The organism is Streptomyces sp. C10-9-1 (assembly GCF_024497955.1).
GTDB lineage: Bacteria > Actinomycetota > Actinomycetes > Streptomycetales > Streptomycetaceae > Streptomyces > Streptomyces sanyensis.
Genome location: NZ_JANHKP010000012.1, coordinates 1 through 13,261, shown reverse-complemented (window position 1 = coordinate 13,261; position 13,261 = coordinate 1). Strand labels below are relative to the sequence as shown.

Sequence of the window (13,261 nt, the reverse complement as noted above, 5' to 3'; positions counted from 1 at the left end):
TTACAGCTTCATCAGGCTGGCGTCGTCGACCGAGGCCGAGTGGCGGGAACGGAAGAGCGACACGATGATCGCGAGCCCGACCACGACCTCCGCCGCGGCGACGACCATCGTGAAGAACGCGATGATCTGGCCGTCGAGGTTGCCGTGCATCCGGGAGAAGGCGACCAGGGCGAGGTTGCAGGCGTTGAGCATCAGCTCGATGCACATGAACACCACGATCGCGTTCCGCCGGATCAGCACGCCGGTGGCGCCGATGGTGAACAGCAGCGCCGCCAGATACAGGTAGTTGACCGGATTCACCGCGTGGCCTCCTGTCCGTCCCGGTCGTGCTCGGCCCGGTCGCGGCCGAGCCGCTCCTCGGAGCGCTGCTCCAGGGCCTTGAGGTCCTCCATCGCCTCCCGGGACACGTCCCTGACCTGGCCGCGCTCCCGCAGCGTCCTGCTGACGGTGAGCTCGGAGGGGGTGCCGTCGGGCAGCAGGCCCGCGATGTCCACCGCGTTGTGCCGGGCGTAGACGCCCGGTGCCGGCAGCGGCGGCAGGTGCTTGCCCTCGCGGACGCGCTGCTCGGCCAGCTCCCGCTGGGTGCGGGCCCGCTCAGTGCGCTCGCGGTGGGTGAGCACCATGGCGCCGACGGCCGCGGTGATCAGCAGCACGCCGGTGATCTCGAAGGCGAAGACGTAGCGGGTGAAGATGAGGGCCGCCAGGCCCTCCACGTTCCCGCCGCGGGCGGTGTTGGCGGCGCCGAGGCCGTTGAAGTTCCGCAGCGCCGCGTTGCCGATCCCGGCGACCAGCAGCACGCCGAAGCCGAGCCCGCACAGGGCGGCGAGCCAGCGCTGGCCCTTGATGGTCTCCTTCAGCGAGTCGGCGGCGGTGACGCCGACCAGCATGACCACGAAGAGGAACAGCATCATGATCGCGCCGGTGTAGACGACGATCTGGACGACGCCCAGGAAGTAGGCGCCGTTCGCCAGGTAGAAGACGGCAAGGACGATCATCGTGGCGGCGAGGCAGAGGGCGCTGTGCACGGCCCGCCGCATCAGGACGGTGCACAGCGCGCCGACCACGGCGACCGTGCCCAGGATCCAGAACTGCACGGCCTCGCCGGTGGAGGTGGCGTAGGCGGCGAGGGTGCTCACGCGTCCACCTCCTCGTCCTTCTCCCGCTCCTCGGCGGAGACGGCCCGCTGGCGGACGGTCCCGGGGGCGGCCTCGGTGACCAGTCCCCGGTAGTAGTCCTGCTCGTCGGTGCCGGGGTGGATGGCGTGCGGCGTGTCGACCATGCCGTCCTCCAGTCCGGCGAGCAGCTGCTCCTTGGTGTAGATGAGGTTCTCGCGGCTGCTGTCGGCGAGTTCGAACTCGTTGGTCATCGTCAGCGCGCGGGTGGGGCACGCCTCGATGCACAGGCCGCACAGGATGCAGCGGGCGTAGTTGATCTGGTAGACGCGGCCGTAGCGCTCGCCCGGGGAGTAGCGCTCCTCCTCGGTGTTGTCCGCGCCCTCCACGTAGATGGCGTCGGCCGGGCAGGCCCACGCGCACAGCTCGCAGCCGACGCACTTCTCCAGTCCGTCCGGGTGCCGGTTGAGCTGGTGGCGGCCGTGGAAGCGCGGCGCCGTGACCTTCTGCTGCTCCGGGTACTGCTCGGTCAGCCGCTTCTTGAACATGGCCTTGAAGGTCACGCCGAAGCCGGCGACGGGGTTCTGGAACGAGCTCCGGGATTCCTCAGACACCGTCAGCCTCCTTTCCGTCCTGGGGACCATCACTGTCGGGTCGCGGTGCGCCGCTGGCGATCAGCTCGCGGTCGCCGCGCGGGCGCCTGCGCGGCACCGGTGGCAGTTCCTGCCCGGGCAGCGGCGGCACGGGGAAGCCGCCGGCCATCGGGTCGAAGGGCCCTGCCTCCGCGGCGCGCGCCGCCTCGGCCTCCTTCTCCCTGCGGCCGCGGAAGACGTCCGCGACGAGGGAGAGCAGCAGCACGGCGATCACGGCGCCCGCGACGTAGAGCACGATCTGCTGGAACTCGTAGTTCTCGTTCCTCAGGGCCCGCACGGTGGCGACCAGCATCAGCCACACCACGGAGACCGGGATGAGGACCTTCCAGCCGAGTCGCATCAGCTGGTCGTAGCGGACGCGTGGCAGGGTGCCGCGCAGCCAGATGAAGAAGAAGAGCAGCAGCTGCACCTTGAGGACGAACCAGAGCATCGGCCACCAGCCGTGGTTCGCGCCCTCCCAGAAGGCGGAGACCGGGTAGGGGGCCCGCCAGCCGCCCAGGAACAGGGTCACGGCGACGGCGGAGACGGTGACCATGTTGACGTACTCGGCCAGCATGAACATCGCGAACTTGATGGAGCTGTACTCGGTGTTGAAGCCGCCGACGAGGTCGCCCTCGGACTCCGGCATGTCGAACGGCGCCCGGTTGACCTCGCCGACCATGGTGACGATGTAGATGAGGAAGGACACCGGCAGCAGCAGCACGAACCAGCGGTCCTCCTGCGCGTCCACGATCGCCGAGGTGGACATCGACCCGGAGTACAGGAAGACGGAGGCGAAGGCCGCCCCCATCGCGATCTCGTAGGAGATCATCTGCGCGCAGGAGCGCAGGCCGCCCAGCAGCGGGTAGGTCGAGCCGGAGGACCAGCCCGCGAGGACGAGGCCGTAGATCCCGACGGAGGCGACCGCCAGGAGGTATAGCACCGCGATCGGCAGGTCGGTGAGCTGCATCGTGGTGCGCTGGCCGAAGATCGAGATCTCGTTGCCCGCCGGCCCGAAGGGGATGACGGCGATGGCCATGAACGCCGGGATGGCGGCGACGACCGGCGCGAGGACGTAGACCACCTTGTCCGCGCGCTTGACGACCACGTCCTCCTTGAGCATCAGCTTCATGCCGTCGGCGAGCGACTGGAGCAGCCCCCAGGGGCCGTGCCGGTTGGGGCCGATGCGCCGCTGCATCCAGGCAACGACCTTGCGCTCCCACACGATGGAGAACAGCACGGTCAGCATCAGGAAGGCGAAGCAGAACACCGCCTTGATCAGGACGAGCCACCACGGGTCGCGGCCGAACATCGACAGGTCCTCCAACGCGAGGACGCCGTGGTGTGCTTCGGCCGCATGAGCCAGGTCGATCATGCGCGCACCTCCGGTGCGGGGGCGGGCGGTACGGCGCCCGGCGGGACGGCGGGGGTCGAGGGCCCGGTCGGCCGTGCGGCGCCGCGCGGGGGCGCGGCGGCCGGACGGCGGGGGCCGCGGGCGGTCATGACCGCACCTCGCCGGGCTCCGGCGCGGCCCCAGCGGCGGGTGCGACGCGGACCAGTTCGCCCGGGCGGGCTCCGGTGCCGTCGGTGACGCCGCCGCCGACGGAGTTCATCGGCAGCCACACCACCCGGTCGGGCAGCTCCTCGGTGACGGCGAGCGGCAGGCGGACGGACCCGGCGGACCCGGACACCTCCAGCTCGTCCCCGTCCCGCACGCCCGCCTCGGCGGCGGTGGCGGGCGACAGCCGGGCGAGGGCCGGGTGCCGGGTGCCGGCCAGCGCCTCGTCGCCCTGCTGGAGCAGGCCGTGGTCGAGCAGCAGCCGGTGCCCGGCGAGGACGGCCTCGCCCTCGGCGGGCCGCGGCAGCGGCCGCCCGGACTCGGCGGGCTCGGCGGCCCGGGGCCCGTCCCAGCGGCCGAGCCGGTCCATCTCCGCGCGGACGGCCCTGAGGTCGGGGAGCGCGAAGTGGACGTCGAGGGCGTCGGCGAGCATGTGGAGCACCCGGGTGTCGGAGGGCGCCAGGCGGCGGGTCATCTGCTCGGGCTTGAGTGCGGCCTCGAACATCCGCACCCGCCCCTCCCAGTTGAGGAAGGAGCCCGCCTTCTCGGCGACCGCCGCCACCGGCAGGACCACGTCGGCCCGCTCGGTGACCTCGCTGGGCCGCAGCTCCAGGCTGACCAGGAAGCCCACCGCGTCGAGCGCCTCGCGGGCCCGCGCCGGGTCCGGCAGGTCGGCGACCTCGACACCGGCGACCAGCAGGGCGGCGAGTTCGCCGGTGGCCGCGGCGGTGAGGATCTGCCCGGTGTCCCGGCCGTAGCGGTGGGGCAGTTCGCGCACCCGCCACGCCTCGGCCGTCTCCTCCCGCGCCCGGGGGTCGGTGGCCGGGCGGCCGCCCGGCAGCAGCGAGGGCAGCGCCCCCGCCTCGACGGCCCCGCGCTCACCGGCGCGGCGCGGGATCCACACCAGGCGGGCCCCGGTCGCGGCGGCGGTGCGCAGGGCGGCGGTCAGCGCGCCGGGCGCCCCGGCGAGGCGCTCGCCGACGAGGAGCACGGAGCCCTCGGCCCGCAGTGCCTCGGCGGCCTCGGCGCCCCGCTCGTCCAGGCCGACCCCGGAGGCGAGCGCGTCCAGCCACTCGGTCTCGGTGCCCGGGGCGGCGGGCAGCAGGGTGCCGCCCGCCTTGGCCAGGCCCCGGGTGGCGTGGGTGGCGAGGGCGAAGGTCCGCTGCCCGTGCTTGCGGTGGGCCTTGCGCAGCCGGAGGAAGACGCCGGGGGCCTCCTCCTCCGCCTCCAGCCCGGCGAGCAGCACCGCGGGGGCCTGCTCCAGGGCGGTGTACGTGACCGCGTCGCCGGAGAGGTCCCGTCCCCGCCCGGCGACGTGCGCGGCGAGGAAGTCGGCCTCCTCAGCGGAGTGCGCCCGCGCCCGGAAGTCGATGTCGTTGGTGTCGAGGGCGACCCGCGCGAACTTGGCGTAGGCGTAGGCGTCCTCGACGGTGAGCCGGCCGCCGGTCAGCACGGCGGCCCGGCCGCGGGCCGCGCCCAGCCCCTCGGCGGCGGCCCGCAGCGCCTCCGGCCAGCTCGCGGGCTCCAGTTCGCCGGACTCCCCGCGCACCAGCGGGGTGGTGAGCCGGTCGCGCTGCTGGGCGTAGCGGAAGCCGAAGCGGCCCTTGTCGCAGACCCACTCCTCGTTGACCTCGGGGTCCTCGGCGGCCAGCCGCCGCATGACCTTGCCGCGCCGGTGGTCGGTGCGGGTGGCGCAGCCGCCGGCGCAGTGCTCGCAGACGCTCGGCGAGGAGACCAGGTCGAAGGGGCGGGAGCGGAACCGGTAGGCGGCCGAGGTCAGCGCGCCCACCGGGCAGATCTGGATGGTGTTGCCGGAGAAGTACGACTGGAAGGGGTCGCCCTCGCCGGTGCCGACCTGCTGGAGGGCGCCGCGCTCGACCAGCTCGATCATCGGGTCCCCGGCGATCTGCTGGGAGAAGCGGGTGCAGCGCGCGCACAGCACGCAGCGCTCGCGGTCCAGCAGCACCTGGGTGGAGAGGGGGACCGGCTTCTCGTAGGTGCGCTTGCGCCCCTCGAAGCGGGACTCGGCCTGGCCGTGCGAGACGGCCTGGTTCTGGAGGGGGCACTCGCCGCCCTTGTCGCAGACCGGGCAGTCCAGCGGGTGGTTGATCAGCAGCAGCTCCATCACGCCCTGCTGCGCCTTCTCGGCGACGGGCGAGGTGAGCTGCGAGCGGACCACCATGCCGTCGGTGCAGGTGATGGTGCAGGAGGCCATCGGCTTGCGCTGGCCCTCCACCTCGACGATGCACTGGCGGCAGGCACCGGCCGGGTCGAGCAGCGGGTGGTCGCAGAACCGGGGGATCTCGATGCCGAGCTGCTCGGCGGCGCGGATGACCAGCGTCCCCTTGGGGACGGAGATCTCGACGCCGTCGATCGTCAGGGTGACGAGGTCCTCCGGCGGGACGGCGCCCTGGCCGCCGCCGGAGGGCGCACTGGTCGTGACGGTCATGCGTTCACCTCAGCATCCATGCCGTTCCGGCCCGCCCAGGCCGTGGACTTCGCCGGGTCGAAGGGGCAGCCCTTGCCCGTGATGTGCTGCTCGTACTCCTCGCGGAAGTACTTCAGCGAGGAGAAGATCGGCGAGGCGGCGCCGTCGCCGAGGGCGCAGAACGACTTGCCGTTGATGTTGTCGGCGATGTCGTTGAGCTTGTCGAGGTCGTCCATGGCGCCCTTGCCGGCCTCGATGTCGCGCAGCAGCTGGACCAGCCAGTAGGTGCCCTCCCGGCAGGGGGTGCACTTGCCGCAGGACTCGTGCGCGTAGAACTCGGTCCACCGGGTGACGGCGCGGACCACACAGGTGGTCTCGTCGAAGCACTGGAGGGCCTTGGTGCCGAGCATCGACCCGGCGGCGCCGACGCCCTCGTAGTCGAGGGGGACGTCGAGGTGCTCGTCGGTGAACATCGGCGTGGAGGAGCCGCCCGGGGTCCAGAACTTGAGCCGGTGCCCGGGCCGCATCCCGCCGCTCATGTCGAGGAGCTGGCGCAGGGTGATGCCGAGGGGGGCCTCGTACTGGCCGGGCGAGGCGACGTGGCCGCTGAGCGAGTAGAGCGTGAAGCCGGGGGACTTCTCGCTGCCCATGGACCGGAACCAGTCCTTGCCCCGGTGCAGGATCGCGGGAACCGAGGCGATCGACTCGACGTTGTTCACCACGGTGGGGCAGGCGTACAGACCGGCGACCGCGGGGAAGGGGGGCCGCAGCCGGGGCTGGCCGCGGCGTCCTTCGAGGGAGTCCAGCAGGGCCGTCTCCTCGCCGCAGATGTAGGCGCCCGCGCCCGCGTGCACGGTCAGTTCGAGGTCGAGGCCGCTGCCGAGGATGTCGGTGCCGAGGTAGCCCGCCTCGTACGCCTCGCGCACGGCCTCGTGCAGCCTGCGCAGCACGGGCACGACCTCGCCGCGCAGGTAGATGAAGGCGTGGCGGGAGCGGATCGCGTAGCAGGCGATCACGATGCCCTCGATGAGGGAGTGCGGGTTGGCGTAGAGCAGCGGGATGTCCTTGCAGGTCCCGGGCTCCGACTCGTCGGCGTTGACCACCAGGTAGTGGGGTTTGCCGTCGCCCTGCGGGATGAACTGCCACTTCATCCCGGTGGGGAAGCCCGCGCCGCCGCGGCCGCGCAGGCCGGAGTCCTTGACGTAGGCGATCAGGTCGTCGGGGTTCATGGCGAGCGCCTTGCGCAGGCCCTGGTAGCCGTCGTGCCGGAGGTAGGTCTCCAGGGTCCAGGACCCGGGCTCGTCCCAGAAGGCCGAGAGCACGGGGGCGAGCAGCTTCTCCGCGCTGTGCTCGCCGCCGGTGCCGGGCCGTCCCCCGTGCTGGGTGGACACGGTCATCACTCCCCCTCCTCGCCGGCGGGTCCGGCCGGGTGCTCCGGGTCGGATGCGGACGTCTGCTGCGGCGCGTCGTGCGAGCTGAGGTGCTCGGACCCGGGCTGCGGGCTGTCGGCGGGCGCCTCGCCGCGCGGGTGGACCACGCGGGCGGAGGCGCTCTCGCCCCGGGCCAGGCGCAGGCCGACGAGGGAGGCGGGGCCCGCGCCGCCACCGGCCTCGACGGCGCCGGGGCGCTCGTCGGGGAAGCCCGCCAGGATGCGGGAGGTCTCCTTGAAGCTGCACAGGGTCGCCCCGCGGGTGGGGGTGACGGGGCGCCCGGCGCGCAGGTCGTCGACGAGCCGCCTGGCCGAGTCGGGGGTCTGGTTGTCGAAGAACTCCCAGTTGACCATCACCACGGGGGCGAAGTCGCAGGCCGCGTTGCACTCGATGTGCTCCAGCGTGACGGCGCCGTCCTCGGTGGTCTCGCCGTTGCCGACCCCGAGGTGCTCCTTGAGCTCCTCGAAGATCGCGTCGCCGCCCATCACCGCGCACAGGGTGTTGGTGCAGACGCCGACCTGGTAGTCGCCGGACTCCTTGCGGCGGTACATGGAGTAGAAGGTGGCGACGGCGGTGACCTCGGCGGTGGTGAGGTCGAGCAGCTCGGCGCAGAAGCCCATCCCGGTGCGGGAGACGTAGCCCTCCTCGGACTGCACCAGGTGCAGCAGCGGCAGCAGCGCGGAGCGCGAGCCGGGGTAGCGGGCGATGACCTCGCGCGCGTCCGCCTCCAGCCGGGCGCGCACGTCCGCGGGGTAGTCGGGTGCGGGCAGCTGCGGCATGCCCAGCGATACGTCCGTCATCGGTCGACGCCTCCCATCACGGGGTCGATGGACGCGACGGCGACGATCACGTCGGCGACCTGGCCGCCTTCGCACATGGCCGCCATGGCCTGGAGGTTGGTGAAGGAGGGGTCGCGGAAGTGGACCCGGAAGGGCCGGGTGCCGCCGTCGGAGACGACGTGCACGCCGAGTTCGCCCTTGGGGGACTCGACGGCCGCGTACGTCTGCCCGGCCGGGACCCGGAAGCCCTCGGTCACCAGCTTGAAGTGGTGGATCAGGGCCTCCATGGAGGTGCCCATGATCTTCTTGATGTGGTCGAGGCTGTTGCCCAGGCCGTCGGGGCCGAGCGCGAGCTGGGCGGGCCAGGCGATCTTCTTGTCGCCGACCATGACCGGGCCGGGCTCCAGCCGGTCGAGGCACTGCTCGACGATCCGCAGCGACTGGCGCATCTCCTCCAGCCGGATCAGGAAGCGGCCGTAGGAGTCGCAGGTGTCGGCGGTCGGGACCTCGAAGTCGTAGGTCTCGTAGCCGCAGTAGGGGTCGGTCTTGCGCAGGTCGTGCGGGAGGCCCGCGGAGCGCAGGATCGGCCCGGTGGCGCCGAGCGCCATGCAGCCGGTGAGGTCGAGGTACCCGATGTCCTGCATGCGGGCCTTGAAGATCGGGTTGCCGGTGGCGAGCTTGTCGTACTCCGGCAGGTTCTTCTTCATGGTCTTCACGAACTCGCGCAGCTGGTCGACCGCGCCCGGGGGCAGGTCCTGGGCGAGGCCGCCGGGCCGGATGTAGGCGTGGTTCATGCGCAGGCCGGTGATCAGCTCGTAGAGGTCGAGGATCAGCTCGCGGTCGCGGAACCCGTAGATCATGATGGTGGTGGCGCCCAGCTCCATGCCGCCGGTGGCGATGCACACCAGGTGCGAGGAGAGGCGGTTGAGCTCCATCAGCAGGACGCGGATGACGCTGGCGCGGTCCGGGATCTGGTCCTCGATGCCGAGGAGCCGCTCCACGCCGAGGCAGTACGCCGTCTCGTTGAAGAACGGCGTCAGGTAGTCCATGCGCGTCACGAAGGTGGTGCCCTGGGTCCACGTCCGATACTCGAGGTTCTTCTCGATGCCGGTGTGGAGGTAGCCGATGCCGCAGCGGGCCTCGGTCACCGTCTCGCCGTCGATCTCCAGGATCAGCCGGAGCACGCCGTGGGTGGACGGGTGCTGGGGGCCCATGTTGACGACGATCCGCTCGTCGTCGGCCCTGGCCGCGGAGCGGGCGACCTCGTCCCAGTCGCCGCCGGTGACGGTGTAGACGGTGCCCTCGGTGGTCTCGCGGGGGCTGGCGGGTGGTGTGGTCACGAGTACGACCTCCGCTGGTCCGGAGCCGGGATCTGGGCGCCCTTGTACTCGACGGCGATGCCGCCGAGGGGGTAGTCCTTGCGCTGCGGGAAGCCCTGCCAGTCGTCCGGCATCATGATCCGGGTGAGGGCGGGGTGCCCGTCGAAGACCAGGCCGAAGAAGTCGTACGCCTCCCGCTCGTGCCAGTCGTTGGTCGGGTAGACCGGCACCAGCGACGGGATGTGCGGGTCGCCGTCGGGGGCGGAGACCTCCAGCCGGATCAGCCGGCCGTGGGTGAGCGAGCGCAGGTGGTAGACCGCGTGGAGCTCGCGGCCGGTGTCGTTGGGGTAGTGCACCCCGCTGACGCCCGTGCACAGCTCGAAGCGGAGCGCGGGGTCGTCGCGCAGTGTGCGGGCCACGCGCACCAGGTGCTCGCGGGCGATGTGGAAGGTCAGCTCGCCGCGGTCGACGACCGTCCGCTCGATGGCGTTCTCCGGGAGGAGGTCCTGCTCCTCCAGCGCCCCTTCGAGTTCGTCGGCGACCTCGTCGAACCAGCCCCCGTAGGGGCGGCTGGACGCGCCGGGCAGGCGCACGGAGCGCACCAGCCCGCCGTAGCCGGAGGTGTCCCCTCCGTCGTCGGCGCCGAACATGCCGCGCTGGACGCGGATCTCCTCGCCGCCTTCGCCCCGCTGCCCGGGGAGGTTCTGCTCGGAGAGCTCCTTCTCCGGGTTCGGTTCGTCGCTCACCGCAGCAGCCCCTTCATCTCGATGGTCGGAAGGGCCTTCAGCGCGGCTTCCTCCGCCTCGCGGGCCGCTTCCTCCGCGTTCACGCCGAGCTTGGAGGACTGGATCTTCTGGTGGAGCTTGAGGATCGCGTCCATCAGCATCTCGGGGCGCGGCGGGCAGCCGGGCAGATAGATGTCGACGGGGACAATGTGATCAACACCCTGCACAATCGCGTAATTGTTGAACATTCCGCCCGATGAGGCGCAGACACCCATGGAGATCACCCACTTGGGGTTGGGCATCTGGTCGTAGACCTGCCGCAGGACGGGCGCCATCTTCTGGCTCACCCGCCCGGCGACGATCATCAGGTCGGCCTGGCGCGGCGAGCCGCGGAAGACCTCCATGCCGAAGCGGGCCAGGTCGTAGCGGCCGGCGCCCGTGGTCATCATCTCGATGGCGCAGCAGGCGAGGCCGAAGGTCGCGGGGAAGACGGACGACTTGCGCACCCAGCCCGCGGCCTGTTCGACGGTGGTCAGCAGGAAGCCGCTCGGCAGCTTCTCCTCGAGTCCCATGAGAGTGCCCCTTCGTCCCTCAGTCCCATTCCAGGCCGCCGCGCCGCCACACGTAGGCGTAGGCGACGAAGACGGTGAGCACGAAGAGCAGCATCTCCACGAGCCCGAAGATCCCCAGGGCGTCGAAGCTGACGGCCCAGGGGTAGAGGAAGACGATCTCGATATCGAAAATGATGAAGAGCATCGCCGTCAGGTAGTACTTGATCGGGAAGCGGCCGCCTCCGGCCGGTACGGGCGTCGGCTCGATGCCGCACTCGTACGCTTCAAGTTTCGCCCGGTTATACCTTTTTGGGCCGATAAGCGTGGCCATGACCACGGAGAAGATCGCAAACCCTGCCCCGAGGGCGCCGAGCACAAGGATGGGCGTGTAGGCATTCACCCTCCCCGCTCCTTCCAGTCGTCCTTGACCGTTGGACCGCACCGGGCAAGCGCTGCGCCGCCTCGAAGATCGTGCACATGTGAGGCAGTTCACAAGCCCGACTGCCCCGCATCCTATGCCCGTCGGTCTGTGATCTGCGACACGGGGTCCGGCATCGAGTTTGTGATCTCCACCACCCGACGAAGGATCATGAAGCCGCCGGACCCGTGATCTTCGTACGCGAAGCTCACGGATGATCACCAGACGTGACAAGCGGCCCCGTTACCGCTGGTCGGAGCGGTGTCGCCTCTATCAAGCCATGGCCTGTACAAGCAAATTGGCGAGGGGAGGCACGGCGGTGGTAAAGGACTGCGCCTCACCCGGTCGTGGGACGCGGCGGACCGCGGTGGACACGTGCACCGGTTCACGAGCCCCCGGACCGTCTCCCGATGGTGACCGCCCTGTGACCTGCACCACGTATCGGGAGTGGGCGGAAAAGAGGGCTTGGCCATCGGCCTGAAGCGGTGGTAGGCGTCCGGCAATTCGGACCTTTTATTCAAAGCCCATGATCACAGGCTTGATCATGCTTGCCCGATTTGCCCGATACGGCGTCAATAAAGGGTCGCCGGGGACGGATTCACCGGTTCCGGTGGCAACTGTGGTGCAGCCCACGTTTCTTGAAGGGAACCATCGGGCCCTGATAGCGGTGGTGTCCATGTCCCACACCGCTCACATACCCAGCCACCGGAAGCCCCGCCGCGGCGGCTCGCGCAGCGCGCTCCGCGCCGGAGTTGCCGGTGGCTTCCTCAGCACCATCGCCGTGGCCGGCGCCTCCGGTCCGGCCCACGCCGAGCCGGTGACCGAGACCATCGAGATGCCGGTCCTCACCTCGGCGGACCTCTCGGCCCACGTCGCCCAGGCGGCCGCCGCCACCCAGGAGATCGCGCTCGACGCCGAGCTCCAGGCCCAGGAGGACGCCGCCGCCCTCAAGGCGTCCAAGGAGGCCAAGAAGGCCAAGGCCGAGGCCGACCGCGAGGCCGAGGCGAAGAAGAAGGCCGAGGAGAAGGCCCGCGCCGACGCCGAGGCCGCCGAGGCCGCGGCCGCCCAGGAGCGCGCCAGCCGCAGCACCGAGCGCACCACGCTCTCCACGACCGCGAGCACCGCCTCCGCGCCGTCCTCCCAGACCGCCTCCGCCCCGGCGAGCGGCTCCGCCGGCACCGTCGTGGCCTTCCTCAAGGCCCAGCTCGGCGACGCCTACGTCATGGGCGCCTCGGGCCCCAACGCCTGGGACTGCTCCAGCCTGGTCCAGGCCGCCTTCCGCCAGGTCGGCATCGACCTGCCCCGCGTCTCCCAGGACCAGTCGGTCGCCGGCACCCAGGTCGGCACCTCCAACCTCCAGGTCGGCGACATCCTCTACTGGGGCGCCGCGGGCTCGGCGTACCACGTCGGCGTCTACATCGGGGACGGCAAGTACCTGGACGCGGCCAACCCGAGCAAGGGCGTCGTCATCCAGGACCTGTCCGGCTACCCGGCCACGGGCGCGGTCCGGGTCCTCTGACCCACCCCTCCCTGCTGCCACAGGGCCGCCGCCCCGGAGGGGGGCGGCGGCCCTGTGGGCTTTCCGGCCGTGGGACGGGGGCGGGCCGGGCTGCGGGCCTCGCGCCGTCGCCCGGTCCCGCCCCGGGGGAAGGAGCGCCGGGGCGGGGCGCCCGTCCCGGCCGCGACGGAGCCGGTGGCTCACCCCGGCCCCGTGGTGGCGCGCTCGGGCCGTGCCGGCCCGGAGCGGGCGCGGTTCACCGGCCCCGCACCCCGGCCCAGGTCACTTCGGCGTGGTCGGTGTACACGCGCCGGAAGAGGCGGTGGCCGGTGAGCCCGGCGTGGCGAAGGGCCCAGTCCTGAGCGGTCTCCTGCCGGTCCTGGGGGCCGGATCGGGCTTCACAGTCGGCGGTGGCGCAGAACGCCGCGTAGGTGACATCCCCGTCAGGGGCGTGGCGGATGGTGTGATCAACGTGCCGGTAGGCGGCGCGGGGGGTCACCGGTGGCCCTCCGGGTGGCGTCCCAGGTACACGTTGCAGTCGCTGACGGTGGTCATGTCGCCGACCGCACGGGCCCGGTCGCGTACGTCGGCCAGCTCCGCGCACCCCGCACAGCCTTCGACGGGCGTCGGCTCCGGGTCCAGCCGCAACGGGAGTTCGACCGCCGGGGTGGAGTACCTGGTCGGCTCCGTCACTGCGCATCGCCACCTCTCGAACATCACAGGGCCGACCTCTTGACAGGTAGGTGCTCTAGTTCAGTATTCGAGTGGCCGAAGCACTCCCGCTACGGTTCGCAGTGCCCTAGTGTGCTCT

At 71.5% G+C, this 13,261-nt stretch carries 14 protein-coding genes; 1 reads left to right on the top strand and 13 read right to left on the bottom strand.

Features of this window, described 5'->3' with window-relative positions:
• The 11 genes from nuoK to NPS70_RS18180 all read right to left on the bottom strand — a co-directional run bounded on the left by nuoK (position 1) and on the right by NPS70_RS18180 (position 10,934).
• Positions 1 to 300: an NADH-quinone oxidoreductase subunit NuoK gene (gene nuoK, locus NPS70_RS18230; protein WP_019756142.1), complete on the bottom strand. Its 300-nt coding sequence runs from the start codon at positions 298 to 300 to the stop codon at positions 1 to 3.
• A complete protein-coding gene (locus tag NPS70_RS18225) occupies positions 297 to 1,136 on the bottom strand; it encodes an NADH-quinone oxidoreductase subunit J (RefSeq protein WP_256525369.1) in 840 nt (279 codons plus the stop codon). The genes nuoK and NPS70_RS18225 overlap by 4 nt, the downstream gene beginning before the upstream one ends.
• On the bottom strand, positions 1,133 to 1,756 hold the full coding sequence (gene nuoI, locus NPS70_RS18220) for an NADH-quinone oxidoreductase subunit NuoI (protein WP_256525368.1): 624 nt from the start codon (positions 1,754 to 1,756) through the stop codon (positions 1,133 to 1,135). Before nuoI ends, NPS70_RS18225 begins: the two co-directional genes overlap by 4 nt.
• Positions 1,719 to 3,119 (bottom strand): NADH-quinone oxidoreductase subunit NuoH, encoded by a 1,401-nt coding sequence (gene nuoH / locus NPS70_RS18215; RefSeq protein WP_256525367.1) that lies wholly within the window; start codon positions 3,117 to 3,119, stop codon positions 1,719 to 1,721. The genes nuoI and nuoH overlap by 38 nt, the downstream gene beginning before the upstream one ends.
• Before the next feature lie 124 nt (positions 3,120 to 3,243).
• Complete coding sequence (locus NPS70_RS18210) at positions 3,244 to 5,751, bottom strand: NADH-quinone oxidoreductase subunit G (RefSeq protein WP_256525366.1); 2,508 nt, start codon at positions 5,749 to 5,751, stop codon at positions 3,244 to 3,246.
• On the bottom strand, positions 5,748 to 7,127 hold the full coding sequence (gene nuoF / locus NPS70_RS18205; RefSeq protein ID WP_256525365.1) for an NADH-quinone oxidoreductase subunit NuoF: 1,380 nt from the start codon (positions 7,125 to 7,127) through the stop codon (positions 5,748 to 5,750). The genes NPS70_RS18210 and nuoF overlap by 4 nt, the downstream gene beginning before the upstream one ends.
• Entirely contained in the window at positions 7,127 to 7,960 is an 834-nt protein-coding gene (nuoE, locus tag NPS70_RS18200) for an NADH-quinone oxidoreductase subunit NuoE (protein ID WP_256525364.1), read from the bottom strand. The genes nuoF and nuoE overlap by 1 nt, the downstream gene beginning before the upstream one ends.
• Entirely contained in the window at positions 7,957 to 9,279 is a 1,323-nt protein-coding gene (locus NPS70_RS18195; protein ID WP_256525363.1) for an NADH-quinone oxidoreductase subunit D, read from the bottom strand. Before NPS70_RS18195 ends, nuoE begins: the two co-directional genes overlap by 4 nt.
• Complete coding sequence (locus NPS70_RS18190) at positions 9,276 to 10,004, bottom strand: NADH-quinone oxidoreductase subunit C (RefSeq protein ID WP_256525362.1); 729 nt, start codon at positions 10,002 to 10,004, stop codon at positions 9,276 to 9,278. The genes NPS70_RS18195 and NPS70_RS18190 overlap by 4 nt, the downstream gene beginning before the upstream one ends.
• Complete coding sequence (locus tag NPS70_RS18185) at positions 10,001 to 10,555, bottom strand: NADH-quinone oxidoreductase subunit B family protein (protein WP_018528252.1); 555 nt, start codon at positions 10,553 to 10,555, stop codon at positions 10,001 to 10,003. Before NPS70_RS18185 ends, NPS70_RS18190 begins: the two co-directional genes overlap by 4 nt.
• Before the next feature lie 19 nt (positions 10,556 to 10,574).
• Positions 10,575 to 10,934 carry an NADH-quinone oxidoreductase subunit A gene (locus NPS70_RS18180; protein ID WP_256525361.1) on the bottom strand — a complete coding sequence of 120 codons (360 nt, stop codon included), beginning with the start codon at positions 10,932 to 10,934 and terminating at the stop codon, positions 10,575 to 10,577.
• Between the two features lie 694 nt (positions 10,935 to 11,628).
• On the opposite strand from NPS70_RS18180, the gene NPS70_RS18175 reads away from it, so the two are divergent.
• Positions 11,629 to 12,471, top strand: a complete 843-nt coding sequence (locus tag NPS70_RS18175) for a C40 family peptidase (RefSeq protein ID WP_256525360.1) — start codon at positions 11,629 to 11,631, stop codon at positions 12,469 to 12,471.
• Positions 12,472 to 12,706: 235 nt separating this feature from the next.
• Here NPS70_RS18175 and NPS70_RS18170 read toward each other — a convergent pair whose 3' ends face one another.
• Both NPS70_RS18170 and NPS70_RS18165 read right to left on the bottom strand, forming a co-directional pair.
• Positions 12,707 to 12,949, bottom strand: a complete 243-nt coding sequence (locus NPS70_RS18170; protein ID WP_256525359.1) for a hypothetical protein — start codon at positions 12,947 to 12,949, stop codon at positions 12,707 to 12,709.
• On the bottom strand, positions 12,946 to 13,143 hold the full coding sequence (locus NPS70_RS18165; RefSeq protein ID WP_256525358.1) for a hypothetical protein: 198 nt from the start codon (positions 13,141 to 13,143) through the stop codon (positions 12,946 to 12,948). The genes NPS70_RS18170 and NPS70_RS18165 overlap by 4 nt, the downstream gene beginning before the upstream one ends.
• Between the last annotated feature and the right edge of the window lie 118 nt (positions 13,144 to 13,261).

Bases quoted from the DNA above. Each gene is read 5' to 3' on its own strand.
- nuoI (WP_256525368.1), bottom strand. From the start codon at position 1,756: ATGGTCCCCAGGACGGAAAGGAGGCTGACGGTGTCTGAGGAATCCCGG.
- nuoH (WP_256525367.1), bottom strand. From the start codon at position 3,119: ATGATCGACCTGGCTCATGCGGCCGAAGCACACCACGGCGTCCTCGCG.
- NPS70_RS18210 (WP_256525366.1), bottom strand. From the start codon at position 5,751: ATGACCGTCACGACCAGTGCGCCCTCCGGCGGCGGCCAGGGCGCCGTC.
- nuoF (WP_256525365.1), bottom strand. From the start codon at position 7,127: ATGACCGTGTCCACCCAGCACGGGGGACGGCCCGGCACCGGCGGCGAG.
- nuoE (WP_256525364.1), bottom strand. From the start codon at position 7,960: ATGACGGACGTATCGCTGGGCATGCCGCAGCTGCCCGCACCCGACTAC.
- NPS70_RS18185 (WP_018528252.1), bottom strand. From the start codon at position 10,555: ATGGGACTCGAGGAGAAGCTGCCGAGCGGCTTCCTGCTGACCACCGTC.
- NPS70_RS18175 (WP_256525360.1), top strand. From the start codon at position 11,629: ATGTCCCACACCGCTCACATACCCAGCCACCGGAAGCCCCGCCGCGGC.